The organism is Oceanobacillus polygoni, assembly GCF_008304605.1.
Taxonomy (GTDB): Bacteria; Bacillota; Bacilli; order Bacillales; family Amphibacillaceae; genus Oceanobacillus; species Oceanobacillus polygoni.
In genome coordinates, this window is sequence record NZ_PIJY01000014.1 from 22,000 (window position 1) to 47,966 (window position 25,967).

Annotated in this window: 30 protein-coding genes; 13 read left to right on the forward strand and 17 right to left on the reverse strand. The window is 38.2% G+C overall.

Annotated elements, in window-relative coordinates; all coding sequences use genetic code 11:
* Positions 1 to 88 precede the first annotated feature (88 nt).
* The gene (locus tag F1560_RS05000) at positions 89 to 1,339 is read left to right on the forward strand and encodes a nickel pincer cofactor-dependent isomerase, group 22 (protein WP_149473542.1); all 1,251 of its coding nucleotides are present in this window, start codon (positions 89 to 91) and stop codon (positions 1,337 to 1,339) included.
* 344 nt (positions 1,340 to 1,683) lie between these two features.
* Complete coding sequence (locus F1560_RS05005; RefSeq protein ID WP_149473543.1) at positions 1,684 to 3,132, forward strand: carbon starvation CstA family protein; 1,449 nt, start codon at positions 1,684 to 1,686, stop codon at positions 3,130 to 3,132.
* A gap of 27 nt (positions 3,133 to 3,159) precedes the next feature.
* On the opposite strand, the gene F1560_RS05010 is transcribed toward F1560_RS05005, so the two are convergent.
* Positions 3,160 to 4,149 (reverse strand): aromatic acid exporter family protein, encoded by a 990-nt coding sequence (locus F1560_RS05010; protein WP_187773633.1) that lies wholly within the window; start codon positions 4,147 to 4,149, stop codon positions 3,160 to 3,162.
* 236 nt (positions 4,150 to 4,385) lie between these two features.
* On the opposite strand from F1560_RS05010, the gene F1560_RS05015 reads away from it, so the two are divergent.
* The 3 genes from F1560_RS05015 to F1560_RS05025 all read left to right on the forward strand — a co-directional run bounded on the left by F1560_RS05015 (position 4,386) and on the right by F1560_RS05025 (position 6,374).
* Complete coding sequence (locus tag F1560_RS05015; protein ID WP_149473545.1) at positions 4,386 to 5,135, forward strand: SDR family NAD(P)-dependent oxidoreductase; 750 nt, start codon at positions 4,386 to 4,388, stop codon at positions 5,133 to 5,135.
* A 13-nt stretch (positions 5,136 to 5,148) separates the two neighbouring features.
* Positions 5,149 to 5,883 carry an SDR family NAD(P)-dependent oxidoreductase gene (locus F1560_RS05020; RefSeq protein ID WP_149473546.1) on the forward strand — a complete coding sequence of 245 codons (735 nt, stop codon included), beginning with the start codon at positions 5,149 to 5,151 and terminating at the stop codon, positions 5,881 to 5,883.
* Positions 5,884 to 5,954: 71 nt separating this feature from the next.
* Complete coding sequence (locus tag F1560_RS05025) at positions 5,955 to 6,374, forward strand: MarR family winged helix-turn-helix transcriptional regulator (RefSeq protein ID WP_149473547.1); 420 nt, start codon at positions 5,955 to 5,957, stop codon at positions 6,372 to 6,374.
* Positions 6,375 to 6,402: 28 nt separating this feature from the next.
* Here F1560_RS05025 and F1560_RS05030 read toward each other — a convergent pair whose 3' ends face one another.
* From F1560_RS05030 to F1560_RS05050, 5 genes are all read right to left on the reverse strand, one after another.
* Positions 6,403 to 7,263, reverse strand: coding sequence for a polysaccharide deacetylase family protein (locus F1560_RS05030; RefSeq protein ID WP_149473548.1), 861 nt, complete (start codon positions 7,261 to 7,263; stop codon positions 6,403 to 6,405).
* 240 nt (positions 7,264 to 7,503) lie between these two features.
* The gene (locus tag F1560_RS05035) at positions 7,504 to 7,710 is read right to left on the reverse strand and encodes a hypothetical protein (RefSeq protein ID WP_149473549.1); all 207 of its coding nucleotides are present in this window, start codon (positions 7,708 to 7,710) and stop codon (positions 7,504 to 7,506) included.
* 129 nt (positions 7,711 to 7,839) lie between these two features.
* Positions 7,840 to 8,220 carry a hypothetical protein gene (locus F1560_RS05040; protein WP_149473550.1) on the reverse strand — a complete coding sequence of 127 codons (381 nt, stop codon included), beginning with the start codon at positions 8,218 to 8,220 and terminating at the stop codon, positions 7,840 to 7,842.
* Between the two features lie 264 nt (positions 8,221 to 8,484).
* Positions 8,485 to 8,694, reverse strand: a complete 210-nt coding sequence (locus F1560_RS05045; protein ID WP_118888636.1) for a hypothetical protein — start codon at positions 8,692 to 8,694, stop codon at positions 8,485 to 8,487.
* Positions 8,695 to 8,910: 216 nt separating this feature from the next.
* On the reverse strand, positions 8,911 to 9,222 hold the full coding sequence (locus F1560_RS05050; RefSeq protein WP_149473551.1) for a hypothetical protein: 312 nt from the start codon (positions 9,220 to 9,222) through the stop codon (positions 8,911 to 8,913).
* Positions 9,223 to 9,523: 301 nt separating this feature from the next.
* Here F1560_RS05050 and F1560_RS05055 point away from each other — a divergent pair, with 301 nt between their 5' ends.
* Positions 9,524 to 10,225 (forward strand): lysophospholipid acyltransferase family protein, encoded by a 702-nt coding sequence (locus F1560_RS05055; RefSeq protein WP_187773634.1) that lies wholly within the window; start codon positions 9,524 to 9,526, stop codon positions 10,223 to 10,225.
* Positions 10,226 to 10,574: 349 nt separating this feature from the next.
* Here F1560_RS05055 and F1560_RS05060 read toward each other — a convergent pair whose 3' ends face one another.
* The 11 genes from F1560_RS05060 to F1560_RS05110 all read right to left on the reverse strand — a co-directional run bounded on the left by F1560_RS05060 (position 10,575) and on the right by F1560_RS05110 (position 17,965).
* Positions 10,575 to 10,958 carry a VOC family protein gene (locus F1560_RS05060; protein WP_149473553.1) on the reverse strand — a complete coding sequence of 128 codons (384 nt, stop codon included), beginning with the start codon at positions 10,956 to 10,958 and terminating at the stop codon, positions 10,575 to 10,577.
* 179 nt (positions 10,959 to 11,137) lie between these two features.
* Positions 11,138 to 11,413: an ArsR/SmtB family transcription factor gene (locus F1560_RS05065; RefSeq protein ID WP_149473554.1), complete on the reverse strand. Its 276-nt coding sequence runs from the start codon at positions 11,411 to 11,413 to the stop codon at positions 11,138 to 11,140.
* Between the two features lie 238 nt (positions 11,414 to 11,651).
* Positions 11,652 to 12,329 carry a DNA alkylation repair protein gene (locus F1560_RS05070; RefSeq protein WP_149473555.1) on the reverse strand — a complete coding sequence of 226 codons (678 nt, stop codon included), beginning with the start codon at positions 12,327 to 12,329 and terminating at the stop codon, positions 11,652 to 11,654.
* A 13-nt stretch (positions 12,330 to 12,342) separates the two neighbouring features.
* On the reverse strand, positions 12,343 to 13,182 hold the full coding sequence (locus F1560_RS05075) for a GNAT family N-acetyltransferase (protein WP_149473556.1): 840 nt from the start codon (positions 13,180 to 13,182) through the stop codon (positions 12,343 to 12,345).
* A 76-nt stretch (positions 13,183 to 13,258) separates the two neighbouring features.
* Positions 13,259 to 13,651 carry a GyrI-like domain-containing protein gene (locus F1560_RS05080; protein WP_149473557.1) on the reverse strand — a complete coding sequence of 131 codons (393 nt, stop codon included), beginning with the start codon at positions 13,649 to 13,651 and terminating at the stop codon, positions 13,259 to 13,261.
* Positions 13,652 to 13,732: 81 nt separating this feature from the next.
* Positions 13,733 to 14,209 (reverse strand): DinB family protein, encoded by a 477-nt coding sequence (locus tag F1560_RS05085; RefSeq protein ID WP_149473558.1) that lies wholly within the window; start codon positions 14,207 to 14,209, stop codon positions 13,733 to 13,735.
* Positions 14,210 to 14,433: 224 nt separating this feature from the next.
* Positions 14,434 to 14,697, reverse strand: a complete 264-nt coding sequence (locus F1560_RS05090; RefSeq protein ID WP_149473559.1) for a hypothetical protein — start codon at positions 14,695 to 14,697, stop codon at positions 14,434 to 14,436.
* Between the two features lie 134 nt (positions 14,698 to 14,831).
* Positions 14,832 to 15,416, reverse strand: coding sequence for a TetR/AcrR family transcriptional regulator (locus F1560_RS05095; RefSeq protein ID WP_149473560.1), 585 nt, complete (start codon positions 15,414 to 15,416; stop codon positions 14,832 to 14,834).
* A gap of 28 nt (positions 15,417 to 15,444) precedes the next feature.
* Positions 15,445 to 16,239, reverse strand: coding sequence for a DNA alkylation repair protein (locus F1560_RS05100; protein ID WP_149473561.1), 795 nt, complete (start codon positions 16,237 to 16,239; stop codon positions 15,445 to 15,447).
* Positions 16,236 to 16,673 (reverse strand): VOC family protein, encoded by a 438-nt coding sequence (locus F1560_RS05105; RefSeq protein WP_149473562.1) that lies wholly within the window; start codon positions 16,671 to 16,673, stop codon positions 16,236 to 16,238. Before F1560_RS05105 ends, F1560_RS05100 begins: the two co-directional genes overlap by 4 nt.
* A 167-nt stretch (positions 16,674 to 16,840) precedes the next feature.
* Complete coding sequence (locus F1560_RS05110; RefSeq protein WP_149473563.1) at positions 16,841 to 17,965, reverse strand: NADH-dependent flavin oxidoreductase; 1,125 nt, start codon at positions 17,963 to 17,965, stop codon at positions 16,841 to 16,843.
* 283 nt (positions 17,966 to 18,248) lie between these two features.
* Between F1560_RS05110 and F1560_RS05115 the strand changes: the two genes are divergently transcribed.
* The 7 genes from F1560_RS05115 (at position 18,249) to F1560_RS05145 (ending at position 25,944) form a co-directional block, all read left to right on the forward strand.
* Positions 18,249 to 19,571 (forward strand): outer membrane protein assembly factor BamB family protein, encoded by a 1,323-nt coding sequence (locus F1560_RS05115; protein ID WP_149473564.1) that lies wholly within the window; start codon positions 18,249 to 18,251, stop codon positions 19,569 to 19,571.
* A gap of 134 nt (positions 19,572 to 19,705) precedes the next feature.
* The gene (locus F1560_RS05120) at positions 19,706 to 20,203 is read left to right on the forward strand and encodes an LURP-one-related/scramblase family protein (protein WP_149473565.1); all 498 of its coding nucleotides are present in this window, start codon (positions 19,706 to 19,708) and stop codon (positions 20,201 to 20,203) included.
* Positions 20,204 to 20,413: 210 nt separating this feature from the next.
* Positions 20,414 to 21,397 (forward strand): LacI family DNA-binding transcriptional regulator, encoded by a 984-nt coding sequence (locus F1560_RS05125; protein WP_149473566.1) that lies wholly within the window; start codon positions 20,414 to 20,416, stop codon positions 21,395 to 21,397.
* Positions 21,398 to 21,412: 15 nt separating this feature from the next.
* Complete coding sequence (locus F1560_RS05130; RefSeq protein WP_149473567.1) at positions 21,413 to 22,165, forward strand: SDR family oxidoreductase; 753 nt, start codon at positions 21,413 to 21,415, stop codon at positions 22,163 to 22,165.
* 187 nt (positions 22,166 to 22,352) lie between these two features.
* On the forward strand, positions 22,353 to 23,684 hold the full coding sequence (locus tag F1560_RS05135) for an ABC transporter substrate-binding protein (RefSeq protein ID WP_420874458.1): 1,332 nt from the start codon (positions 22,353 to 22,355) through the stop codon (positions 23,682 to 23,684).
* A 94-nt stretch (positions 23,685 to 23,778) separates the two neighbouring features.
* The gene (locus tag F1560_RS05140; protein ID WP_149473568.1) at positions 23,779 to 25,110 is read left to right on the forward strand and encodes a carbohydrate ABC transporter permease; all 1,332 of its coding nucleotides are present in this window, start codon (positions 23,779 to 23,781) and stop codon (positions 25,108 to 25,110) included.
* A gap of 12 nt (positions 25,111 to 25,122) precedes the next feature.
* Positions 25,123 to 25,944: a carbohydrate ABC transporter permease gene (locus F1560_RS05145; RefSeq protein WP_095310172.1), complete on the forward strand. Its 822-nt coding sequence runs from the start codon at positions 25,123 to 25,125 to the stop codon at positions 25,942 to 25,944.
* Positions 25,945 to 25,967 lie beyond the last annotated feature (23 nt).

Below are 25,967 nucleotides of genomic sequence, written 5' to 3' on the forward strand. Positions count from 1 at the left end.
TATAAATATTTTTTTGAAGAATAGATGCATTACCCAAGGGATATTTCTTAAAAACTGGATAAAAGTAATACGGAAGGAGTGACATTCAATGTCTTTACCGAAGTTCGCAAAAATAAGACAAAAATTTCAAGTAGAAAGCTTGAACGATATTACTGGAGCCATTTCAGACCAATTCTGCCAAGTAAAAGCCGATGGAAAAATCAAACCTGGCATGGAAATTGCGATTACCGTAGGAAGCCGGGGGATTGCTAATATTCCACTGATCGTCAAGAGTGTAGCAGATGAAATCAAAAAAAGAGGTGCAACACCATTCATCATCCCAGCAATGGGAAGTCATGGTGGAGCAACTGCTGAAGGACAAATTGAAGTACTAGATGGACTTGGTGTAACAGAGGAATCTACCGGATGCGAAATCCGTTCGTCCATGGAAGTTGTAGAGGTTGGCAAAACATCTGCAGGTATTCCTGTTTATGTTGATCAGCATGCTTATCATGCCGATGGGATTATCGTAATGGGCCGTGTGAAGCCACATACTGATTTTAAAAAGGATATTGAAAGTGGCGTCTTAAAAATGGCATCGATTGGCATGGGTAAACATAAGCAAGCATTAGCCCTTCACACATATGGTATTAAAGGAATCCGTGACATGATGCCTGAGGTTGGTAAAGTAGCCATTGGTAATTCCAATACATTATTTGGAATAGCAATTGTAGAAAATGCTCATGAAGAAACGGCAATCATTGAAGCGATCCATCCAGATGAAATTGAAAATCGCGAAAGAGAATTATTGAAACGAGCATTTGCTTTGATGCCAAGTCTTCCAGTTGAAGAAATGGATATATTAGTCGTTGATGAAATCGGTAAAAATTATAGTGGAACCGGTATGGATACGAATATCATCGGGCGAATCCGTGTATTAGGTGTAGAAGAGCCAGAAAAGCCTAGTGTAAAATATGTTATTGCTTCTAATTTAAGTGAGGCAAGCCATGGGAATGCATTAGGAATTGGCCTATCAGATTTAACAACGAAGCGACTATTTGACAAAATTGATTTAAAAACAATGAACGAAAATGTTGTAACAAGTACATTTTTAGATAGAGCTAAAATTCCGATTGTCCTTGATAGCGATCATGAAGCGTTGGAAGCGGCTCTCCGCGCTACTTGGGGTGTACCAGCACACGAGGCAAGAATTGTACGAATTCCAAACACTCTCCATATCGGCGAACTGTTTGTATCAGAAGTGATTTTCAATGAATTGAAGGATAAGGAAAATATCGAGGTATTAGAGGACTTACATGAAATGAAGTTTGATGCGGATGGTTATTTTCCACCGATGTAATAGGAAAACAGTGCCGACTTTAGTTAAATAAAAGCTACTTATATTAAACTGCACCCCAAATGTTAGGGCTAAAAACATTTGGAGGTGCAGTTTTTATCTTTATTAGAGGGGAAGGCTCCAACCTCTAAGATAATGTAGTAGTTTAATACCACATTCTGTAATTCGTTGGAGGATATGGTGTCTTACCCAGTTCTCGAAGGTCTATTATTGAGAAAAGCCGAGTACAGGAGAATGCCCTATTGTAAATAGTAGAATTTGTAGAAAAATGTCGAATAAATGATTGATTTTTCTTTCATTTCGGTATATTATTGTATTTAAATTTTTAGAAAAAGGGGGTTTCAGCGTTGATTACTTTTATAGCATCCATCTTATTGTTAATTGTTGGTTATATCGTTTATGGGAAGGTGGTTGAACGTATTTTTGGGATTAATGATCAGAATCCAACGCCTGCCTATACAAGCAACGATGGTCTTGATTATATGCCAATGAGTTGGTGGAAAGCGAGTTTAATTCAGCTTCTGAACATCGCTGGAACCGGTCCGATTTTTGGCGCAATAATGGGCGCACTTTATGGTCCAGTAGCTTTTATTTGGATTGTTATCGGTTGTATTTTCGCTGGTGCGGTACATGACTACTTTTCAGGTATGATATCACTTAGGCATAATGGAGCACAATTTCCGGCAATTGTTGGTAAATACTTAGGTGAAAAAATGAAATTTATTACGACGATTGTTTCCATATTTCTAATGATTTTAGTATCTGCAGCTTTTATTGCGGCACCAGCTCAGTTACTAGCAGATATAACCCCAGTTGGCTTTATGACATGGCTGTTAATTATTTTCGCTTATATCGTCATTGCAGCGATCCTACCAATTAATGAAGTAATTGGCAGGGTGTATCCTATCTTTGGAGCCATTTTAATTTTTATGGCGGTTTCCATTGCATTTGGGATGTTGTTTATCTTTGATAATCCAATTCCAAATTTAACAGTAAGTAATTTACACCCTGGCGATTTGCCAATTTGGCCATTGTTAATGGTAACCATATCTTGTGGAGCGATCTCTGGATTTCATAGTACACAAAGTCCAATTGTTTCACGAACACTGAAAAAAGAAAGTGAAGGTAGAAAAGTGTTTTACGGGGCGATGATTGGAGAAGGGATTATCGCCATGATTTGGGCAGCGGCAGGAATGACCTTTTTCGGTAGTACAGGTGCATTGAATGAAGCGCTGGCTGTGGGGGGACCTGCTGGAGTCGTTAATGAAATTAGCTTAACCACGCTCGGAATATTTGGTGGAACCTTGGCGATCGTAGGTATTGTCATTCTTCCAATAACGACGGGTGATACGGCATTACGGTCTTGCAGAATCATCGTTGCCGACTTGTTAACTCAAAAGACAAAGATTGACTTTACAGGAAAAGGAAAACTTGTATTACTTATCGTACCTCTATCAGGAATAACGCTATACCTTAGTACCATCGATTATAGCTTCCTCTGGCGCTATGTCGGTGGGACGAATCAGATCATTGCTGCGATCATGTTATGGACAGCAACGATTTATCTGATGAAAAGGAAGAAATTCCATTGGATCTGTAGTATTCCAGCTTTATTCATGACGGCTGTAGTAAGTACGTATTGGTTCTACGCACCAGAAGGATTTAATTTGGACTATGGTATTTCTCTGATTTTAGGAATGGTTATTTGGTTGGCTGTATTCGTCTGGTTTGTTAGGCAGCTTATTAAACATAAAAAAGCCAGCAACCATGAAGATTTGGATGTGAAAATAGGCTAGCGTCGGCTAGGGGACAGAGGGACAGATTCATTGTCCCTCGAAAACCTTCTTTTTAATTGTTAAATAATTTTTAATCTCAAAGTTTAAATAAAATAAGTTTGCTCTAACTTCAAATTCCTCTCTTGTTTTTGGTAACTCTGTTTCACGAATAGACGCTTCATAGTTCTCTAATCTTTCAAGGGCGATATGTATGGTATCTCCTGAATGCACATTTTGACTCACATACTCAAAAAATTCAGCAAGCATTCCCCTTTGTTTAACATGCAAATCCGATGAAGAAATAATATGAACGATCGTTACCATTTTTTTTAGGATTTCCAGCTGATCCCTCCGCATCTGCAAATAGTAATAATCTTTATTTTCAGCTTGGAAAAGATGATTTTCTACATCTTGAATGACAATGCTTTTAGATTTATGAATGATGTCTTCTGCTTCAATGATTTCCTTCCCATCCCATTTCCTTTCATTATCTCTTAAGTAGGCAGCTAGTTCATAAAGAATGATGCCAAATTTTTCTCCAATTTCGAACATGTTCTTGTTAATATTCTTTTTAAAACTTGGCATGATGCTGTTAACAAGGATAGCAATTCCCACTCCGATTAAAATAATGTAAAGCTCATTCAAGAAAGTCTCTAGGCTCGCATCCTGTAACGTATAAATATGCAGAACGACTACCATGCTTGTGATAAATCCATTCTGAATACGAGCTTTCAAAAGAATTGGGACGAATAAGAGGATAAATCCAGCAAAGGCGATCGGGTTGTACCCTAATAATTCAAAGAATAGCATACCAAGAATGATAGATAAAAGAGATGCGAAGAACTTTTCTTTAATTGTATGTAATGTTCTTTTCTTTGTTTTTTCAATACACATGATGACAATAATCGCTGCAAACGTTGCGAATTCCAAGTCGATTAAGCTCGCAATCCATATTGCTAACCCTGCACCTATTGCAGTTTTTATTGTCCGATAACCCATTCCAACCATTAAAACACCGTCCTGTAATTGTTCCGTCATTACTCCATTATAACCCATAATGGGGTAGCAGGATGAATCTGAGGGACAGCTTCGTATACTAAGAGGCGATTACTTGATTCATGTAATGGTATGCCAGCCTTCAAAGGATGTACCTATTTATATGTCCAATCTTATGACAATTTGTAAGCACGATAATTGCATCCAACAAAAGTTCATGTTATTATTTAGGTGTTAAATATTTAGATGTCTAAATATATACGAAAGAGGTAATTGGAATGAGATTACAAGATAAAGTGGCAATTGTTACAGGCAGTGCTTCTGGTATTGGTAGAGGGATTGCTCTTGCAATGGCAAAAGAAGGCGCGCATGTTGCAATTGTTGATGTAAATGAAGAAAAGGGAAAAGCAACCTTTGCTGAAATAAATCAATTTGCAGAAGGCTTACTTTTTATAAAAGATATCTCGATTAAAGAAAACATCGAGGAGATTGTTACCGAAGTTGTAAAGAAGTTTGGCAAGTTGGACATCCTAGTGAATAATGCACACGTATCCAAACAGGCTCCTTTTATGGAAACAACACTGGAACACTTTGACTTATCGTTTGGAACGGGCTTTTATCCTACATTCCATTTCATGCAAGCATCCTATCCAGAGCTAAAGAAGACACATGGTAAGGTTATTAACTTTGCATCTGGTGCTGGGATTGATGGACAAGTTACCCAAACATCCTATGCTGCAGCAAAGGAGGCAATTCGCGCAATTTCACGAGTCGCAGCAAATGAGTGGGGACCGGATGGAATTAATGTGAACTTAATATCACCAATTGCCCTGACACCTGGTGTTGAACAATGGCGAGACAATGCACCTGAATTATATGATGCAATGATAAATAAACTCCCCCTTCGTCGGCTAGGTGACCCAGAGCAAGATATTGGCAGAACTGCTGTCTTCCTAGCAAGCAGTGATTCGGATTATATTACTGGTCAAACAATCATGGTCGATGGTGGGTCTATTAAATTACGTTAAGGAGGAAGATACAATGGGACGATTAGATAACAAGGTTGCGATTATTACTGGTGGAGCTTCTGGTATTGGTGAACGGATGGTAGAGCTGTTCAGTCAAGAAGGAGCAACTGTCATTGCGGCTGATATTAATGAGGCAGCACTGGAAAAAGTAAGCGAAAAAGAAAATGTAGTGGGCATGAAATTAAATGTTGCCTCTGATGAAGATTGGAAAGCTTTTGCTAAGGAAGTGAATGATCGCTTTGGGGAAATTGATATCCTCGTAAATAACGCTGGAATATCATCTGAAAAGCCATACGAAGAGATTGACCTAGATGATTGGCAAAAGATGCTATCCATTAATGGATTTGGGCCATTTGCTGGTATCAAACATGTTGCACCGTATATGGCAGCACAACATAAAGGGTCTATCGTAAATATTTCATCCTATACGGCTCAAATCGGACAAGGGTTTAATCATTATTCTGCATCAAAAGGGGCGGTACGTGCGCTATCAAAAGCGGCAGCAACAACCTTTGGGCGTCAGGGGGTACGTGTAAATACACTTTTTCCTGGTATTATTGAAACACCAATGACAGATGCGCTCAGCACGTCAAAAGAGCTGCTTGGCCGTTTAATTCAAGCAACCCCACTGCAACGATTAGGAAAACCGGAGGACATCGCAAATGCTGCACTATTCTTAGCATCTGATGAATCTTCTTATATCACTGGTTCCGAATTAGTGATTGACGGTGGTTTTTCTGCACAGTAGTATAGAAATATACAGGAAGTGTCCTCTATTCTTAGGGGGCACTTCGTTTATAGAAGGCAGGTTATACGCACATGAAAGAACGAACGATTTTTGAACTGATTCATTCCATGGATCAAGTGACGAACAATTTAATCATTCAGTGGAATAAACTATTTAAAGAAAACCTTGGAATCTCGCACATTCTTGTTCTCGGCCATTTGAAGCGAAACGGTAAAAGCAGGCCATCCGATATCGCCAAGACGCTAGGGTTAACACCTCCATCTTTAACACACTTATCTGAAAAGCTTGTCCAACGAAAATTAGCAGTTCGACTTGTGGATGAGAATGATCGCCGAATCATCTATTTAGCGATAACCGATGAAGGAATCGAAATGGTAAATAAAGCACATGACGAAGGGAAAGCACTTCGCGGAAATCTATTTGACAGGCTAACGGAAGAGGAAGTACAGCAATTATTGGTTATTTATGAGAAACTGAATAAGTTCTTATAGGAATAAAAAGAAATAGAAGAGGCATCTTCTATTTCTCAAATGGAATATTCAATAACTCTGGTACGGTGACAAATTCGTAGCCTTGCTCTTGCAGTGTTGGGATGATTTGGTGAAGGGATTCGATTGTATTCGTGCGATCACCATCCCAATCTGCACCATCGTGCATGAGAATAATTGCACCTGGATGCATGATGTCTAATACATTGGATGCGATAACCTCTGGCGGGTCTTCCTGCCAATCCAAAGAATCTACAGTCCAGCCAATTACGGAATAGTTCATCCTCGCAAGCTGTTCGACTAATTCATCGTACAGGAAACCGTATGGAGGTCTGAATAAATGTGTTCGGTAACCGATCATGTCATAAAGCTCATCTTCCGTTCTAATTGCTTCCCGCTCTAGTGTTCCGATGTCAGCTTCATCAACAAGGTTAGGGTGGAAGTATGTATGGTTTCCAATCACATGTCCCTCATTTTGAATTCGCGTTACAATATCAGGATAAGCAGCAACTCTTGAACCTAATAAGAAAAACGTTGCCGGTACATCGTATTGGTTTAATACATCTAATATTTCATTTGTAAAACGTGGGTCTGGCCCATCATCAAATGTTAAAGCAACTTGGTTTTGATCTGAAACGCCCTGCAAGAAAAATACATCTGGATACCGTTGCTGTAAGATTCTTAAATCAACAGGCTGCTGACGTTCTCGCTCGGGATTCTCAGGGCCTCCTCGAAGATCAGGAAAATCCTCTTCTGGATTATCTTGCACATCTACTTGCTGCGAAGAATCTTCCAAAGGTCCCTCATTCGCATTTACAGAAAAATCATTTGTTAGATAAAAACAAAATAAAAACCCAATAGTCAAAAGCCACTTCACGATCCGCTCTTTCATCTATTCATCTCCTTTTACAGTTATGGGAGCCATGTTGTTCATAACACACTGTTATTTTAGGTGAAAGAAGATGATTTATGCAGAAAGAATGGAAATAGACTCGATCTTTTGTGAAAGAAGAAAAACCACCTGGAATTTCCAGTTTTCTTCCTAAACAAAATACTGCCTATTAATCAAAGGTGGAACTCGCAATTGATGAACTACTTATTTTGTTAAGGAACCAGCAGTATAATAAAATTATCAATCTTTTCCTTTTGATGTTGTCCAATCATATAACCACCAAAAAAAAGCTGTTAATAATGAAGCACCAATTACTTCAAATATAATTTCATAAGAGGGTTGCTGTTGAAATAAAAAACGTACTGTACAATGACCTGCCAGCATAAATATAAATATTTTGAAATACTTAAAGATATAAACTTTAGGTGTATCATTGTCTTTGCTCATTTTAACACTCCTGCAAAACTAAAAAATATTCTTATAAATCCTATTACTATAAACTCTGATTCTTATTAAATATTGCTGCCTGTTAATACAATAACTTCACACGAAATGATATTGTTGCTTAATTTCCCTCTACTGCTCAAATGGAAGCCGGGGTTCTTCATCTTGATAGATCGAGTAAGTCGATCCTTCATTCTCCATTTCAGTACATTGATCATCACTGCAAGAAAAAATATAAGTTTTTTTATCAGTACGTACACTAATTCCAAAATAGTAAGGAAATGCTCCACCTTTATTTCTATCAATCCCCGCCCCAATGGCGATAATATTCTCTTTGTTTGCTATTTGTTTATAATCTTCACTTTCAACCGTTTTTTGAATCATTTCACTTAAAATAATTTCTTCTTCTAGGGTGGGTTCATACCATTGTTCAAACAGAAACCATTTCCCCAATATATACAAATTTACTCCTAGACTTATCGTTAATAGAACAAGAACGATTTTATTCTTCATATTTACCATCCTTTTTAAGGAGGCATTCTTTTACTAATCAGCCTCGTTAGATCAGTAACTTTACTAAAATGATAACATAGTACCCAATCATTTATTGCGAATTTATGAAATTAACAAAATAATACCATCATTTGATGATCTCACTTATTCAATTCTTTCTCCGGTAGTTAAAGTACAAACCTTTACAAATTAAAGGATCCAGAACCGAAATAAGCGCCAACTTCTTTTTAAGAGAAGTTGGCGCTACATTTATTCGCTATATGTTTAGCGTGAAGCATTTGGAGGTTGACATACATCACACTTACGTTGGTTATTATTTTTAAATTTCTTAAATGTTTTTTCAAAGTTACTGCCACATGCACATTTTAATAGTAACTTTTGAGAAAAACCGTGGTATTCCGTCGTTAGCAACTTGCTTTCTGAATTACTCTCAACAAATTCTTTAATTTTATCAATCGTCCATCGTTTATTCATTCTCTTACACCTCCATATTTTATCGATAGGCGGAGGCTTTCTTGGCATCCGTTCAATTAAAAGTCGTAATTCTCTTAAGATGCTCATTATAACATGAGCTGAAACACAATTAAACAGGTGGAAGGTATCTTGTTAAACTATCCTGCTCTGCCCTTTGGTTAAAAGGCCTCCATAGTGACAATCCTATTGTTGTCTTAAAGCACCAGTTTGTTGCAATTAGTGCCACCACATCAACAATACAAACAAAGACCACGATGATACCAATAGACCAACGATGACATTGACTGCCAATAGCACGATGTATATTCTCGGTTTTAACTTTTGAATAGACAATAAAATAGTACTTATTACGAATACAATAAAAAATAGGCTGACACTTGTTATTGTTACTATAACAAGTGTTTTGAAAGGGTATTCATAAAATAAATGTTCTTTGAAATAATAAGCTATATCTTGAGCATACAACCCTAAAAATGATGCAAATACTGTAATACCTAAAAGGAAAACAACTAAAATAATTCTTTTCATAAAAATCCTCCATTTACTCCATAATCTGGATTGATTGTTGAACGCAGGTTAAAACAACTCTATTCAACTAAACTCTGTTTATTAAAATATCTTCTACATAAAATAGCGTTAATCCTTCTTGAATTAACGTACCAGTTTACTGTAAATACAATTTTTCACAAGCATACTTAACTGACTCAAAATTTTAGGGAGCAAACGGATGCCGTTCTCACAAAAAACAATGTGACATTTGTGACTTATTTTATTTGTTCATGTCTTTTATGATTGTAATAGATTAAACATGATGGAAAAGAGGAAAAAAATGCGTGCTTTATTATTTCAAGGATACATGTGGGGTTATATTTTAAGTAAAGCAAACAAATCATTTACTATTAATAAATTAAATAAAGCAGGTAAGAACAAAGAAAAATTAGAACTGATGGATAAAATCATTCTAAAATGTACCAAAAATTTAATTAGAATATCGGGTGCCGACCTTAGAATAACAGGAACAGAAAATATTCCTTTAGATGAACCTGTATTATATGTTAGCAACCATCAAGGTAATATGGATATTCCAATTTTATATTCAACAGCTCCTCAAACGATGGCTTTTGTTGCCAAAAAAGAAATGGAGAAAATTCCGTTGTTAGGTTATTGGATGAAAGAACGAGGATGCGTGTTTATCAACAGGGATAACGCTCGTAGTTCTCTAAAGGCTATTAACCAAGCGATAGAAAGTTTAAAATCAGGTCATTCAATAGCAGTTTTTCCAGAAGGAACTAGAAGTAAAGGTCCTGAAATTGGAGACTTTAAATCGGGTAGTTTCCGAATTGCGATTAAATCAGGGGTTAAAGTCATTCCTGTGACCATCAAGGATTCTTACAAATTGATAGGAAAACAGGGTAAGAATACACCAGCAAAAGTTTCTGTCCATTACTCTGATCCCATCGATTCAAGAGATTTTAAAGATACAAACAAACTAGCCACAGCAGTTCTAACACAAATTGAAAAACATTTGTAACAGTACAGGTAGACAGTGAGGATTGTGCTAGCCCGCTTTCTTGCAACTCCTTGATTATTATTTCTCTAGGATTCAGATACTTGCGTTGTTAGCACAAAAAGCGACTGCCCTTCTTGAACGATCGCCCCAGTTAGGTGAAGAAGGAGCCGCTTATAAAACAATCGGTCCTTTTACAGAAGATTAAGGGTCGGATATTCAATATAGTCCTTTAATGCAAAACCACTTGTTAAAATAGAGGCAGATACTAAATGCAAATATTCCAGTTTCTTAAAAAAACAACCCCATCCTAAAAAATAGGACGGGGTTATACATAAAGCTGTTAAACTAAACTTTGTAGTTTAGTTCAAGGTTATTGCTGTATTATCTGAATAAGGTTTCCGCACGTATCATCAAATACAGCGATGCTGATTTCGCCCATTTTTGTTGGCTTCATCGTAAATTTAACGCCTAGCTGCAATAACCTTTCATACTCTTTTTGAATATCCTCTACACCAAACATGGTTACTGGAATACCTTCTTCAAATAGTCTATTCTGATAATCCTTGGCAATTGGATTGTTATTCGGTTCGAGTACAATCTCGGTACCATCTTGATCCTCTGGGGATACAATCGTAATCCATCTAAATTCTCCGGAAGGAACGTCGTGCTTTTTTACAAAGCCAAGCGTCTCTGAATAAAACTGTAATGCCTTGTCCTGATCTTCTACAAATATACTCGTAACAATGACTTTCATATTGTTTATACCTCCTGATTGTTGTGATGTATGGTTTGTGTTGTAAACCAAAACCGCGCTGTTCGGCAGAAGCCTGTTCTAATATTTCTATAGGCAATTATTCGAAGCGCACAGAAAGACTTCATCCACTTTTTTCTTTCCTATTTCTACAGATATAATGTATTTTGCGTATTGTAAAATTAATCTATCCAGCCTTTCAGCAAGTTTTGAAGCGGCTCGTTGTTGAATATCAGTACTCGATATTTCCCCTTTCGTTTTGATGTTACAAGTCCTGCCTCTTCCAATACAGAAAGATGTTTAGCTATACCCTGTCGTGAAATGGAAAGGCTGTGCTTCATAATAAGGCGTCCCGTAAGTTCATACAACGTCATCTCGTTGCGTTCGGATAGTTCATCTAATATGAGCCGACGATTCGAATCGGCGAGTGCTTTGAAAATAGCGTCTTTGTCCCACATGCTTTTTATTATAAGCAACTATATGGTTGCGTGTCAATGATAAGCAACTATTTAGTTGCTTAATGAACGAATCAGATGTATTTAATCTTCTTTGTTTGCAGGGTCTCCCATTAAAGAATAAAAAGGGTTAACCTCTCTTGCTTGAAGAGTGTGATTAGGAGGAGACTGGTTGTCTAGTAATGAAATTGCGGTTCTTGATTGACTATGTGTGCTCATCTGTACTAGTGGGTGCGTCGCCTTAAAGATGTTTCAAAGCTTCTCGCTTACTAAGCGGTTTTAAGGTATGGTTACTGACAAAGGTTCTTACGCTTTCTGGGCGAGTTTTGGCATACTCACGCAATACCCATCCAATTGCTTTTTGAACAAAAAATTCATCGCTGTCTGCGCGTCTTAAAATGTATCGAAATAGCCGATCTTCATCTGTTTTATCTTTGTAGTGTAGCTGATACAATATTGCTGACCGTTGTAACCAAATATTCCCATCCTCAATCCATTTTTCAGCATAGGATGCAATAAGTTCATTATGAATCGAAAACATATATCCCATAACATGAGGGGAAAGTACATCTACCGTATCCCACCACGATTTTTTCACAATCAAACTAGATAACCAGGACATATCCTCCTTGTTTAAATCCTTTTTTGCCATTTCAATTATATCAAGGGCTGCTTTTTGATATTCACGTTCTGGCAGATCCCAAAGCATAAAAATAACATTTTTTAGTTTATCTTTTTTAGGTAAACCGTTATCTTTGATAAATTGCTTCGTTAATTTTCGACGAATAGGAGTTCGAATACCCAAAAAGTCGAATTGGTTTCTGAAATAGTCGTTTGACCACCTGGAAAATTCAACATCCGTGTGTTTGGAATAGAGATTAATGAGTTCTTGAACATATGAGCTTGATGCATCCGTCATGATTATGGCCACCTTACAATTCGTTATTTAACGAGAATTCATATCCTGCATAGTTAAATATATTTCTGAATCCTATATTTTCTGCAACTGCAATAGAAGGTTTGTTTGATTCCATACAATCCCAATAAGGTAGCATATTATTAGTTAGACAATCGTTTACGAAAGCTTTAGCTATGTTTTGTGCTAACTTTTTTCCTCGATGTTCTTCTAACGTTTCAATCGTTACAGCGTGTACCTTTCCAGCGGCAAACCCTGAAAAACAAATACTTACAATTTCATTCTTATAAATCATACAATATCCTATCCCATTACGAAAGAACGTTTCAGATGAAGACCAAGATTCTAAAATATTGGATCTTAAAAATTCTATATTCTTAATGGAATTGTCTTTGTTTTCAAAGGTGCCTTTACAAACTTTTGTTAGTTTATATCCGGTCGCTATACGAAGCTCATCATGATATTTATAGTCGTCCTTATGTATCATATAGACCCTTTGATTCCAGCTTCCTAATTTGTGTTTTTTAAACACTTCTTTAATCGTGGCATCCCATCTACTGTGATCACCAATACCTTCAAACCATTTCAACCCAACTTTAGTCGCCTGAGGCACAATGATCGTATCAATAAAATGGTTTAGATCTTTATTGAAACGCTCATTCTTTTCATTTCCAATAAAGATAAATCCATTGTTATTTCCTAACCATATAAGCGCAGAAGCAGGGGTTTCTATATTATCTACAAAGACACGGCCAGGGTTCACCCCTTCAGTTACTGCTCTTGCTTCTAACAGTCCTTGGTCAGATAATAAGTATTTACATTTATAGAATTCTTCCTTGTTTAGCTCAGAAATCATATATGTCCCCCTAACCTTATTATTTTTTTATCAATGATGATTTTTATATTGCATTTAGTATAAGGAGAAATATCAATTATTTTATGGCTATGTGGATTTCAATTTTTCCATTAGGGTAGTATTTTTCGAAATCATATGAATAAGCTCTCTCTAATAAAACTGATTCTTCTTGGTTCCATATTTTACTCCAAGTATTAAAAATACCTTGTTCTTCAGTAGTATCCACTTTAAAGATTTTATATATCTCGTCTTTTGGTATTTCTATAGATTCGTCAATATTTTCTTCAATAGCAATGCTTAATGAATAATCATCTCTATAGTCGCTCTCATATTCATGATATACACCATATACCGTTTCATTTTTAGGTAGATGATCAGAAGCCTTTTTCCACATTTCCATGATTTTTTCCATTGCACGTGCATCATTAAAATTATTCGTTCTTATGCTATTAATAATGGATAATTTCAACAATCTCACCCTTTCAATATCTATACTTTATAAGTTCCATATAGTTCTTAATATTTCCTTCTTATGGCTGCGTTAGATTGTTTAATAATCCCCAACAGATTTTAATCTTCTACCTATAAAATTAGCAGAGACAGGACTGTGATCTAATTCTCTTGCCCAAACAGAAAGTTGACCAATATGATGAATCTCGTGAGCAATAATATGGTGAAGTATTTCATCCTTCGTGTATTCATCTTCATCCCAAGGAACATGTATGAGTTCTTCTTTTAATTCTTCTAAATCTGTTTTTAAACCGACCGCAATTTCACTTCGAAGTGTATCGGATAGAGATTTAACCTCTTCAAGTGTATGATAATCCGCAAATGAAAATACGATATCTTCTTTCCCTTGAATAGCCCGAATCCAGCTATATTCCACGTCAACAATGTGAAAAAGCGTATATAAAATATTTCCTACTCCACCTTTGCGATCTTTTAACAACTCATCAGGTGTTAGTAGGGTACACCAGTCAAACCACTCATCTCTAACCTGCCAGTTATACTCAAAAAACGTAATCATTGTAAACACCCTTATAATTTGATTGTTTTACTAGTAGTAAGTGTTTCTCCATGATCCCTCCTCTTACTAAAATAAACTGTTATGTTTTACATTTATATAATAACATAATATTCCGAAATATTAGCTAACCACCCCAAAAGAAAAAGGCGATCAAATTGGATGATCACCTTGTTTATCCCTGGTCGTCAATATTTATTGGTAATTTTAATTTGCTTATCGTTTCATCAATGGTACATCGACTGAATTTTTTCAAGATCGTTTATAAAGAGGTTCACTTCCTCTTGGCTCAACCGTATCGGCATTTGATCATATAGCGTAATGATTTGACCATCTGTATCATCTTGGTGTTTTTTCAAATAATCATAAAGGCTTTTTAGCTGGTTTTCTCTAATACTTGATTCTGTGGTGAAATGCTTTACTTTTTGTATCGAAAATTCATTCACGAGTTCATCAAATTCACCTGAAATAATGTTACCTGATAGCAACATGTGATCACTCCTAAGCCATATGGTTAGTTTTCGTTAGTTTAACCGAAAAGGTCCCATCTATTTAAGAATAAATGGTTTAATGGGAAATGTTCGAGCATTCTAGTATTTATTCTTTTAAAACATACCAAGCCGCTTTATGACTTAAACTTTTCTAGTAATTGTGAAATAATTTCCATCGTTTCATCTACTTTTTGTTCGGTATCTGACACCTGTGCAATCCATAGGGCAGATTCATTCAGCGCTCCTGAAAGAATATGAGTTAATGCAACAATGGAAATTGAAATGAAGTGTCCTCCCTGCTGCATTAATTGAAGTTGTTCGTGTAAAAGTCGCATCGAGCTTTGCTCATCCATGCTTCGCCATGTTTCCCAACCTAGAACTGCTGGGCCATCAATGAGCATAATTCGTTTGTTTTTTGGTTCCACAGCTGCTGTTATAAAGGCACGACATCCGAGGATTAGTTGTTCCCAGACATCGTCACTCAGAGCAGCTTCTGCTTCAACTCGTTCTGCCACTTCATTTTGCACAGAATCTAGGACAGCTAGAAAAAGTCCCTTTTTACTTCCGAAATGGTGATAAATTGCCCCACGTGTTAATTGAGCTTCCATCACTATTTGATCCAACACAGTAGCTGCATAACCTTGTTCGGTGAAATGTTTTCTGGCCACTTCCTTCAGTTGGCTAATGGTTGCGTTAGTTTCTTCTTTATTTCTCTTCATGGTGTTAATTCTCCTGTATCTTTGTCACTTAGATTCTTTCCAATAGTGCCAGAGCCTTAGGGTCACCTGATTTAGCAAGTGATCTTAACCCATGGCGAATAATCCAGTTAATATCGTTCTTTTTTCTGTCTAATTGGTCGCTCATCCAATTGAGTGTAATATTTCTGTGTTCTTTTGACAAGTCGTTCAAGTGATTAGCTACTGATTTCCTTACATAGAAAGAAGGGTCAGTTAGCAAGGAATCCAATAAAGCCAGATTAATGGCAGGATCATCTTTCATAACTTTTATTCGCTTTGCCCAAGGGAGTCTTGGACGTGTCCCCTCACTGACAAGGCGTCTAACGTGAGGGTTATTATCATGCAGCCAGTTATGCAAATAGTTCAGGCTTTCATCAGGGTATCGTTCTAAATAGGGCCGTATGGCATATTCCGATGTATGGCGTTTCGTAATTTCATAAAGGGCATGCATGGAATTTTCAAAATGGTTTATACCGAATCTTTCCACAAAGTATGCTACCGGCATTAAAAAATAACCATTCGTAAACATTCTTTCCTCGGTTTCGTTCTCTGGACCGACAATCTTCAGGAGAATGTCCAGTGCTTTTGGATAATCAGATGGAAGAGCAACAAATAATGCTTCCGAAATGACAGCAACTCGATCCTTCAGTTCTAGTGGTTCTACCTGTTCTTGAACGAGCTTAACGAAGTTATTCACAGGAAAATTCTTATAATGAGGTTGGATTAAACTAGAAAGATGTAAGGCTAAATCTGTCCCGAAATAATATTTCAATGCTCCTTTCTCATTTGTTTTTTTCCCGCTCATTCGTGATCTGACCATACTTGTGAGGTATATTTGTCACTTTCCTCTTGAGAAGGGGGAATGACCTTTATAACATCTATTAGAACCCCGTTTGGATCACAAGTAATAAAATGTCTCTGTCCGAACGCTTCATCACGAATACCTAGCAGTAAAGGAAGTTTTTTACTTAAAATAAGTCTGTTGTACTCCTTATCGACATCGTCCACTTCAAAATTCAGGATCATGCCTTGTACCGGCTTTTGGTAAGCGGATGGTATGGTTGGATGTGTGGAATCCAAAAGGGCCAATTCATAGGTAGTATTGTCCCTTTCCATTTTCAGGCTTACATACCAGTCAGCTTGATAAACAATCTCGAATCCGAATAAATCTGTGTAAAAATTAGAACTTAAAGCAATCTGTTTGGTTAGAATTACCGGGTAAAAACTGTTTGGTTTCATTGGTAACATTCCCCTTTCATATTATGCATTCATTTAAACATACATACTGTATGTATGTAAAGAGGTTTTTATTTTCTATGGGATAAAAAATTGCAATCAAGATAGTTATTCCTGCTCACAATAAAAAAGCCAGACCCTACATTCGTATGTAAAGGTCTGACTTTATTTTAAACTCCCGGAAACCATCCAGGAGTATTCATAATCACATTCCATAATGGATCTGGTACTACTAAATCTTCCTGCTTATCCTTATTAATTTCTGTCACAATTTCGTCTTCTCGTCCCTCGGCTACTTTTTGTACCCAGTCCGGATCAATAATAAGTTCTCGACCAATTGCGAGAAGTGGAACCCCTGTCTCGAAAGCTTTGCAGGCATCTTCCGCAGTGTAAATCGAACCTACACCAATTAAAGGAACGCGATTATCGATCGTTTCAAGTAGGTAGTCAATGCGTGTTTTATTTACATCCTCCACGCCTCTTCTTGCTTTGGAAAAAATATGTTGTAAGGAGACGTGCAAATAGTCTAAGTCTCTTTCTGCTAACGTATCCACTAGTTTAAGGCTATCTGCCATGGTGATGCCCGGAGTCTCGGCTTCTTCCGGTGAAAAGCGGTATCCTACGATAAAGGAATCGTCGGCATGTTCTTTCACTACACTCGTTATTTTATCGACGATAGCTAGTGGGAAGGTCATTCGTTTTTTGATACTTCCACCAAATCGATCCTCACGTCGATTGGAATGTGGAGAGAAGAATTGCTGAATTAAGTATCCGTTTGCCCCGTGTATTTCGACTCCATCATAGCCTGCTTCAATCGCACGACGCGTCGTCTCTCCAAAAGCATCAATGATTTCCTCAACTTCTGATTCCGCTAAAGCTCTAGGTATCTTAGCTCCTGTCATTGCTGCAGGAACAGCACTGGCACTTACGATATCACCATGAGGAACCAGTTCTGGCGGGCACATTCTTCCACCATGGAAAATCTGTAAGATGGCTTTAGCGCCTTGATCTTGAATAGCCTTGGCTAGTTGGTTTAAACTTGGAATCATTTCATCGCGGTCACCGGCGAATTCATTATGGAAACCTTTTCCGTTTGGCGTAACATATGTACAAGCGGTAATGACCATGCTTACACCTTTGGAACGACGTGCATAGTAGGCTATCTCTTCATCTGTAACCGTACCATCGGGATTCGATGAATAGTTGGTCATTGGTGCCATTACGATTCGGTTCTTCAATTCAACTCCATTTTTAAAACGATATGGAGTAAATAGATCGTGATTGTTTGGATTCATATTTCTTTCCTCCTTAAGGGTCAGCTTTATGGTTATGATAGTAGTTCCATTTCGTTTTGTATATGATTGTGCTTGAAGTATAAATCCACTCATGGAGTTATTTTTTGCGGCTAACATCTAGTTAGCGTCTATCATCACTGAGTTCTCAGCGCTTCCCTAATCCTTTATTCATACCCCAATAGACCCGATTTTTAGTCATTTGGAACTATCTTCCACGAAAATTGAAACCTTCTATAACCGATAATCGTAAGAAAATTAACAAAATAAAAAAGGAGCGATTCGATTGTTCAAGCGATTTTACCTGCCCATACTTTTACTAATGATGATTTTAATCGTAGCGGGTTGTAATAACACAGATGAAAATGAAATCGATAACGAAGGAAATAATGATAGTTCTGACGAAACGAAGGATGACGATACTGAAGAAAGTGGAGGGCCAAGCCATCATATCGATTTACTTACTGTAGAAGAAACGCCCTTTGATGAGTCATTATTTGAAGTGGTAGACTTTGAATCGGCTCTAGCACCGAATGATTATTATTATTCATTTGCATCAAGTGGAGCATTGGTCATGGGAAATGAAAATCATAGTGTATTTTTTGATTATCAAACTGGAGATAGATTAAGTTTAGAAACCGATGTCGAATGGTTGGAAGGAAGAGCAGAATCATCTATTGTAAATTCTTCTAGCGGTACGTGGCCGTTTTTATTCGATCATTACTACTATCTTCAAGGCTATGAAGACGGAACAAATAAAATTGTTCAAGTTGATCTCTCGACCGGAGAAATTGAATACTTGGTAGATACAGATGGCGCATCGGACATGGTAAAAAAAGATGGCATTTTATATTTTGTCAACAGTGATAGGCTATTTGCATTCGATACAAATACAAAAGAAACAATTTGGGAAACCACGGGAGATGTTGAGCTTAGTATGGGGTATGCTGAACTTCATGTGACTGATCACTCACTTGTTTATGAAGACCAATACGGATTAACAGCATTCGATTTGAATGATGGAACAAAGTTATTTGAAGAAGAAGGAGTATTCCGAGATGTTGCTGTAGCTGGCAGCACATTCTATGCTCTAGTTGATGAAGCTGATGTGTTTGCAGATTCACTTTACAAAGTGGTGGAATTTGATGATCAAGAAGGAAGAAAAGAAACGATAATCGAAGCGCCAGAAGTAGAACAACCGTATGATATTGGAGAGATAAAACTAGATTTAGTTCATGACAATCTTTACATTACTGTCGAAAATGGGATTTTAACGTATGATATGAATAGTCATGAGCCATTATGGTCGGTTTCTGTTGGTGATTTAATGGATCGTTCTGAAACAGGTGATGACTATAATTATTGGTTCTCTGCAGGTATTACAGATAATCATATTTATGCATTTACGGAGAAATCAAATGTCGCTAGAGAAGGTGACAATTTTCTTACAGTAATTGATTCCCAAACTGGTGAAGTAAAAGATCAGTACGCCTTCGGAAATGGAATTGGTGCCGGGCCAATAATTGATGAAGCAAATGGGAATGTCATTGTATATCTTAGATATTTTAATGTAGAAGAGGCGCAAGGGTTTGTTTTGCCGATTGAATAAAGAAGGAGCAAAGTTGAATACTTTGATAATAGCTTTACTTAACAAATAGAACTTCTACTAAAAAACGTTCCATTCTTATTAATCTCTGATAAAGGTTGCATATTAACAATCCATATTATCGAAGGAGTCATGATATGAAAGAACTTTATATAAAGCAAAAGGTATTCAGTCTAAGCGGTAAGTTTACGGTAAAAGATCAGCAGGAAAAGGATGTTTATTTTGTTGAGGGTAGTTTTATGAAGATTCCAAAGACCTTCTCCATTACTAACAATGCAGGAAGTGAAGTTGCACTTATTACGAAAAAGACGTTCAGCTTTTTGCCAAAGTTTATGGTTGAGGTAGATGGTCGAGAGGTGTTAACGATTAAGAAGGAGTTATCTTTCTTTAAAGCACGCTATACCATTGATGCGGCAGGTATTGAAGTACATGGAAACTGGTGGGACATGAACTTTGAGGTGTACCAGCATGGTGAAGTCGTCGGGAAAGTAAGCAAGGAATGGTTCACTTGGGGCGACAGCTATAAAGTACAAGTATGGAACGAAGAGATGGAGACGCCCATTCTTGCTCTCGTTATCGCAATTGATTGTGTGAAGGCTGATCAAGCAACCGCTTCTTCGGTCGCGTCGAATTAATAGAGGGGGATAATGTATAATTCGAACAGTTTTTTAGATGTAAAAATAGCTGAATTAATGAACATGAACAGATAACAAGCAGGGAGACAGAAATGTTTTCCTGCTTTTCAATATGGACTCACGTGAAGAATTTTAACAATCTTGACAAAACAAGCTGTAAAATATAACATAAATGTAATCGATTTCATAAAATGTAAGGTAGGTGATCAAATGGTAACCATACAGGAAGTGGCTAAAAAGGCAGGTGTTTCTACTGCAACTGTTTCAAGGGTGCTCAATAATAGGGAAACGGTTAAAGAAAAAACAAGAATACGAGTCGAGCAGGCTATCCAGGAATTAAAATATGAGCCCAGTGCGCTTGGGCGTAACCTCAGGAACTCTGAAAGCAGGCTGCTTCTTGTTTTGATTCCCAGCATTTCAAATCCATTTTATACGGAAATTATTAATGGGATTGAGGATACAGCGATTAGCAAGGGATATAATATTCTCCTTTGTGAAACGGATTCTAACCCAAAAAGAGAAGCGATTTATTTTAATATGGTACGGAACAGGCTTGCAGACGGGATTATTTTAATGGACCCGACTGTCAATCGGAAGAATCTGTATGATCTTGCAAGCAGGCATCCAATCGTGCAATGCAGTGAGTTTGATGAACAGGGGGAAATTTCCTACGTAACCATCGATAATGAACTGGCTGCATATCAGGCCGTTAAACATTTAATTAAAATAGGGAACAGAAAAGTTGCTTTGATTAATACAGATGAGAAATACTTGTATGCCCGTGAACGCAGGAGGGGCTATGAAAAGGCCTTACAGGAGTTTGATTTGCCGATTGAGTCAAAATGGATGCGAGAAACAGGGCATCTTGGATTTGAAGGCGGACAGCAGGCGATGCGTTCTTTATTGAATGAAGCGGATAAGCCAAACGCGGTTTTTTCGGTTTCCGATGTGCTTGCGATTGGTGCGATGAAAGAAATTCAGCTGCAGGGCTTGAAGGTACCCGATGATATTGCAGTGATTGGTTTTGACAAGATTAGTTTTTCCAACATGACCAACCCGACGCTCACAACAATTGCCCAGCCGATGTACAAAATGGGCTGTACTTCTGCGAATATGATTATCAATAAAATTAGAGGAAAAGAAGTGGAAAGCCTGATATTGGATCATGAATTGATTATTAGGGAGTCTACATAATGAAAAGTGAGGTGTATGAATATGGCAAATCAAATTGCTGTTGTTACAGGTGTAAGCCATGATTACGGAATTGGTGCAGCCACGTGTCTGGAGCTTGCAAAAGCAGGGATGGACATATTTTTTACCCATTGGCAATCGGACAGTGGGTGGCCGGATACTTTCGCAAAGGAAATTCAGAAGCTGGGGGTGAAGTGTGCCCACGCTGAAGTTGATTTATCCGAACCTGAGGCATACCTGCAGATTCTTCAAGGTGCCGAAAAGTCGCTGGGAGTGCCTTCCATTTTAATTAATAATGCCGCCTATTCTACGAGAGATGGGTATGAAAAGCTTGATGTGGCAGAGCTGGATGCGCACTATGCAGTCAATATCAGAGCTGCGATGATGCTTTCAGTGGCGTTTGCAAGGAGGTTTAAACAGGCAGGATATCATGCGGGAAGAATTATTAATTTGACTTCTGGACAGGCGCAAGGTCCGATGGTTGAAGAACTTGCCTATGTAGCGACAAAAGGGGCTATCTCTGCGTTTACGCTTTCCTTATCTGCGGAGCTGGGGCCGCTTGGTATCACGGTTAATGCTGTCAATCCTGGACCAACCGATACGGGCTGGATGTCAGAAGAATTGAAGCATGCATTATTGCCGAAATTTACGCTGGGACGGATAGGAGAAGCGAAGGATGCTGCAAAACTGATTGCGTTTTTGGCAAGTGAAGAATCAGCGTGGATTACGGGACAAGTTATCAATTCTGAAGGCGGATTTTTAAGGCAGTAACGTTCTTGGCGCGAACAGACTCTATATTCTAGCAAACAAATATCTACCCAAAAATAATTCTATAAATAGCATTGACATCAAAAAAAATTATCGTATAATATAACCAAATGTAATCGATTTCATTTTCAAGAATATTCCTTAAATATATTTTGGAGTGGAATCGACATTAAAAAAAGGGGGCATTACATTGAAGTTTTCAAAGTTAGCACTTAGCAGTATGTTGTTAATCGCTCTGGTTTTCTTTTTAGTAGCTTGTAATTCAGATTCATCGGATCAAGACAATAACGATGAATCGGATACATCAAATGCAAATGGTGAGCAATCGTCAGAAGGCAGTGAAGAAGAACCCGTTACCATTGTGTATGCGCGAGGAGTTGATACAACACCAGGTACAGAAGCAGTAATCGAAGCATTCGAGGAAAAGTTTCCGCACATAAAAGTGGAGCAGCGTGAAATGCCAGCAGATACAGGTCAATCCCATGACCAATATGTGACGCTTTTGAGCTCTCAAAGTTCGGAGATAGACGTGTTTAACGCTGATGTAATCTGGCCAGCAGAATTTGCTCAGGCTAACTACGTGCTGGAGCTGGATCGCTTTATTGAAAAGGATGGAATCAACATGGATGAGTACTTCCCTGGAACAGTTGCAGCAGCGAACTTTAATGGAAAGCAATGGGCAATGCCGCAGTACACAGATGCTGGTGTATTTTACTACCGTACAGACATTGTGGACGAGCCCCCAGCAACATGGGATGAATTGATTGAAATGGCTACCGAGCTGAAAGGGGAAAATGGCACAACACATGGCTACCTCATGCAGGCTGCACAATATGAAGGCTTGATTACAAATGCCATTGAATTTATCGCTTCTTATGGCGGTGAAGTAGTGGATGAAAATAATAATGTTGTCGTGGACAGCCCTGAAACAATTAAAGCACTCGATAAGATGAAAGAAATTGTAACATCTGATTTTGTGCCTAAGAATATTGTGAACTTCATGGAAATCGAAACGGAAAATGCCTGGATTGAAGGAAATGCCGTTTTTGCTAGAAACTGGCCGTACATGATGGCTTCTTCAAATGACGAAGAAAGATCTGAAATCGTAGACAATGTAGAAATGTCCAGACTGCCAGCAGGTGATGAAGGTACTGCAGCATCACTTGGCGGATGGATGACAATGATCAATCGATATTCTGAACATCCAGAAGCAGCATGGGAATTTGTAAAATTCATTTCCGGCCCAGAGGGGCAAAAAATTAGTGCCCTGAAGGGTGGACGCGCTCCAACATTAAATGCTTTATATGACGATTCAGAAGTACAGGGTGTAAGTGAGTTATTCGCAAACCCTGAATTTAGAGAAGTATTGCAGTCAGCAGTTCCTAGACCGGTTTCGCCTATTTATCCGGAAGTTTCCGATATTATGCAAATTGAAATTTCAAAAGTATTAACAGGTGACCAAAGTTCAGAAGAAGCTGCGAAGAATATGCAGGAAAAAATTGAAGCAGCAATGGCTGAATAATGTAGGTAGTCAAAATAGCAGGATGGGCGCAAAACTCATCTTGCTATTCTTGTAATAGGGTCAGAAAGCTAGCTTTATAACGAGGAGGTTAAACATGAAAAACAAGAAAAGGCGCGGCTTTCAACTAAGTGAAAAACAGCTAGGATATGCCATGGTCATCCCGTCCCTTGTTCTGGTTATTGTTGTGGTGCTTTGGCCGGTTGCACAATCCTTTTACAATAGTTTATTTGACTATAGGCTGAACGATCCCTCTCGTTCTCAGCTCATGCTCAGTGCGACGATTGACCTGGAGCGATATGTGGATAATCATTTTTACATAGGGGGTCAGCTTGATAGTTTACTAGAAAGTGCTGAAAATGAAGGTGAGGCTGAAGCAGTAAAGGAAATCCAACAGGACATTGAAAACTACCATTCTGAACTGATCAGCGATGAGGAGATTAGGGAAAAGGTAGAGGAAATTGATGATCTATTGGCTAGCTTCACCCCTGTGAGAGATTCGGACTTGAAATATTCCAAGGTCGATAATGCGTTTGCTGAAGAGTACCAGAACGTGCTGGAATCTCATGCTGCAGCACTTGCTGAAATTGCGGCTTCAAGCAACGATGATCCGTCTGGACAGCAGTTCCAGCAATCCTCTGATTTGCTCGCATCGACAGCAAGCAATATATTAAACTCAAACTTTATCGGATTGGATAACTACGGAAAGTACATGAAGGATCAGCGGATGTGGAAAGCGATGGGGAATACCGTATTTTTCACAGTTATTTCCGTGGCATTTGAGCTGGCCCTTGGTCTGGCAATTGCTCTCCTGATCAACCGGGCATTTAAAGGAAGAGGAATTATCCGTGCATCTGTGTTAATCCCGTGGGCGATTCCGACCGCAGTAGCAGCGATGATGTGGGGGTTCCTGTATGACGGTCAGTCAGGGATTATTGCGCATTATTTGGAAACGCTTAATTTAATTCCTGGATCCTCTTGGCTATTGACGACATCTAATGGCGGCATGTTTTCCATTATTCTTGCAGATGTCTGGAAAACAACACCATACATGGCACTGCTATTATTGGCAGGTCTGCAGACTATCCCACAATCATTATATGAGGCATCAAGTGTAGATGGAGCCAACAAGTTTCAGCAATTTTGGAGCATTACATTGCCACTTTTGAAGTCATCGGTCCTCGTTGCATTGTTGTTCAGAACGCTTGATGCATTCCGAGTATTTGACCTGATCTATGTATTGACAGGTGGAGGTCCGGCAAACGCAACGGAGTCGATTTCCGTTTATGCCTATAAAACATTATTCGCCCAGCAGAATTTCGGGGAAGGCTCTGTGCTTTCTGTCATTGTATTTATCAGTGTGGCGATCATCAGTTTAATCTATGTGAAATTAATCGGTTCTGATTTATTTGATGGCCGTACGAAATGAGGAGGGGTATAAATGAATAAACGCGGTGGAATTGGATTTTATCTGTTTCTGATCATCTTTGTTTTTCTTGTGATGTTTCCATTCATCTGGGTATTTTTAACATCGATCAAACCACCAAGAGAAATATTCTCGTCTTTCAGCTGGTTCACAAGCAACCCTTCATTGGACTCCTATGAAGCAGCGCTAACGAACAGACCATTGGTGCGGTATATGATTAATAGTTTTGCGGTATCTGCTTTAACGACCATTTTATCACTCGTATTTGCGTCATTTACGGCATATGCAGTTACGAGATTGCCGATTAAAGGAAAAGGCTTAATCCTGGGACTGGTGCTTGCTGCATCGATGTTCCCGCAAATCGCGATTATCTCGCCAATGTTCAATCTAGTAACAGATCTTGGTTTACGAAATAGCTACATGGGACTCGTTATCCCTTATATTACGATCAGTCTTCCACTAGCAATCTGGATTCTGGCGACCTTTTTCAAAAAGATTCCATATGAGCTGGAGGAGTCTGCCAAGCTGGATGGAGCAAGTCCATTCCAGACATTCCGGAAAATTATCCTGCCATTAGCAGCACCTGGCATTTTTACAACCGGAATCCTTGTATTTATTGCAGCCTGGAATGAATATTTATTCGCATTGACCATTAACAGTGATGATGCATGGAGAACCGTTCCAGTTGGGATTTCGATGTATCAGAGTCAATATTCCATCCCATGGGGTGATATTTCGGCAGCAACGGTCATTGTGACGATTCCAATCGTTATATTGGTATTATTTTTCCAAAAACGAATTGTTTCTGGGTTAACATCTGGATCTGTTAAAGAATAGTTCACGGAAAATGAGGTTGATTT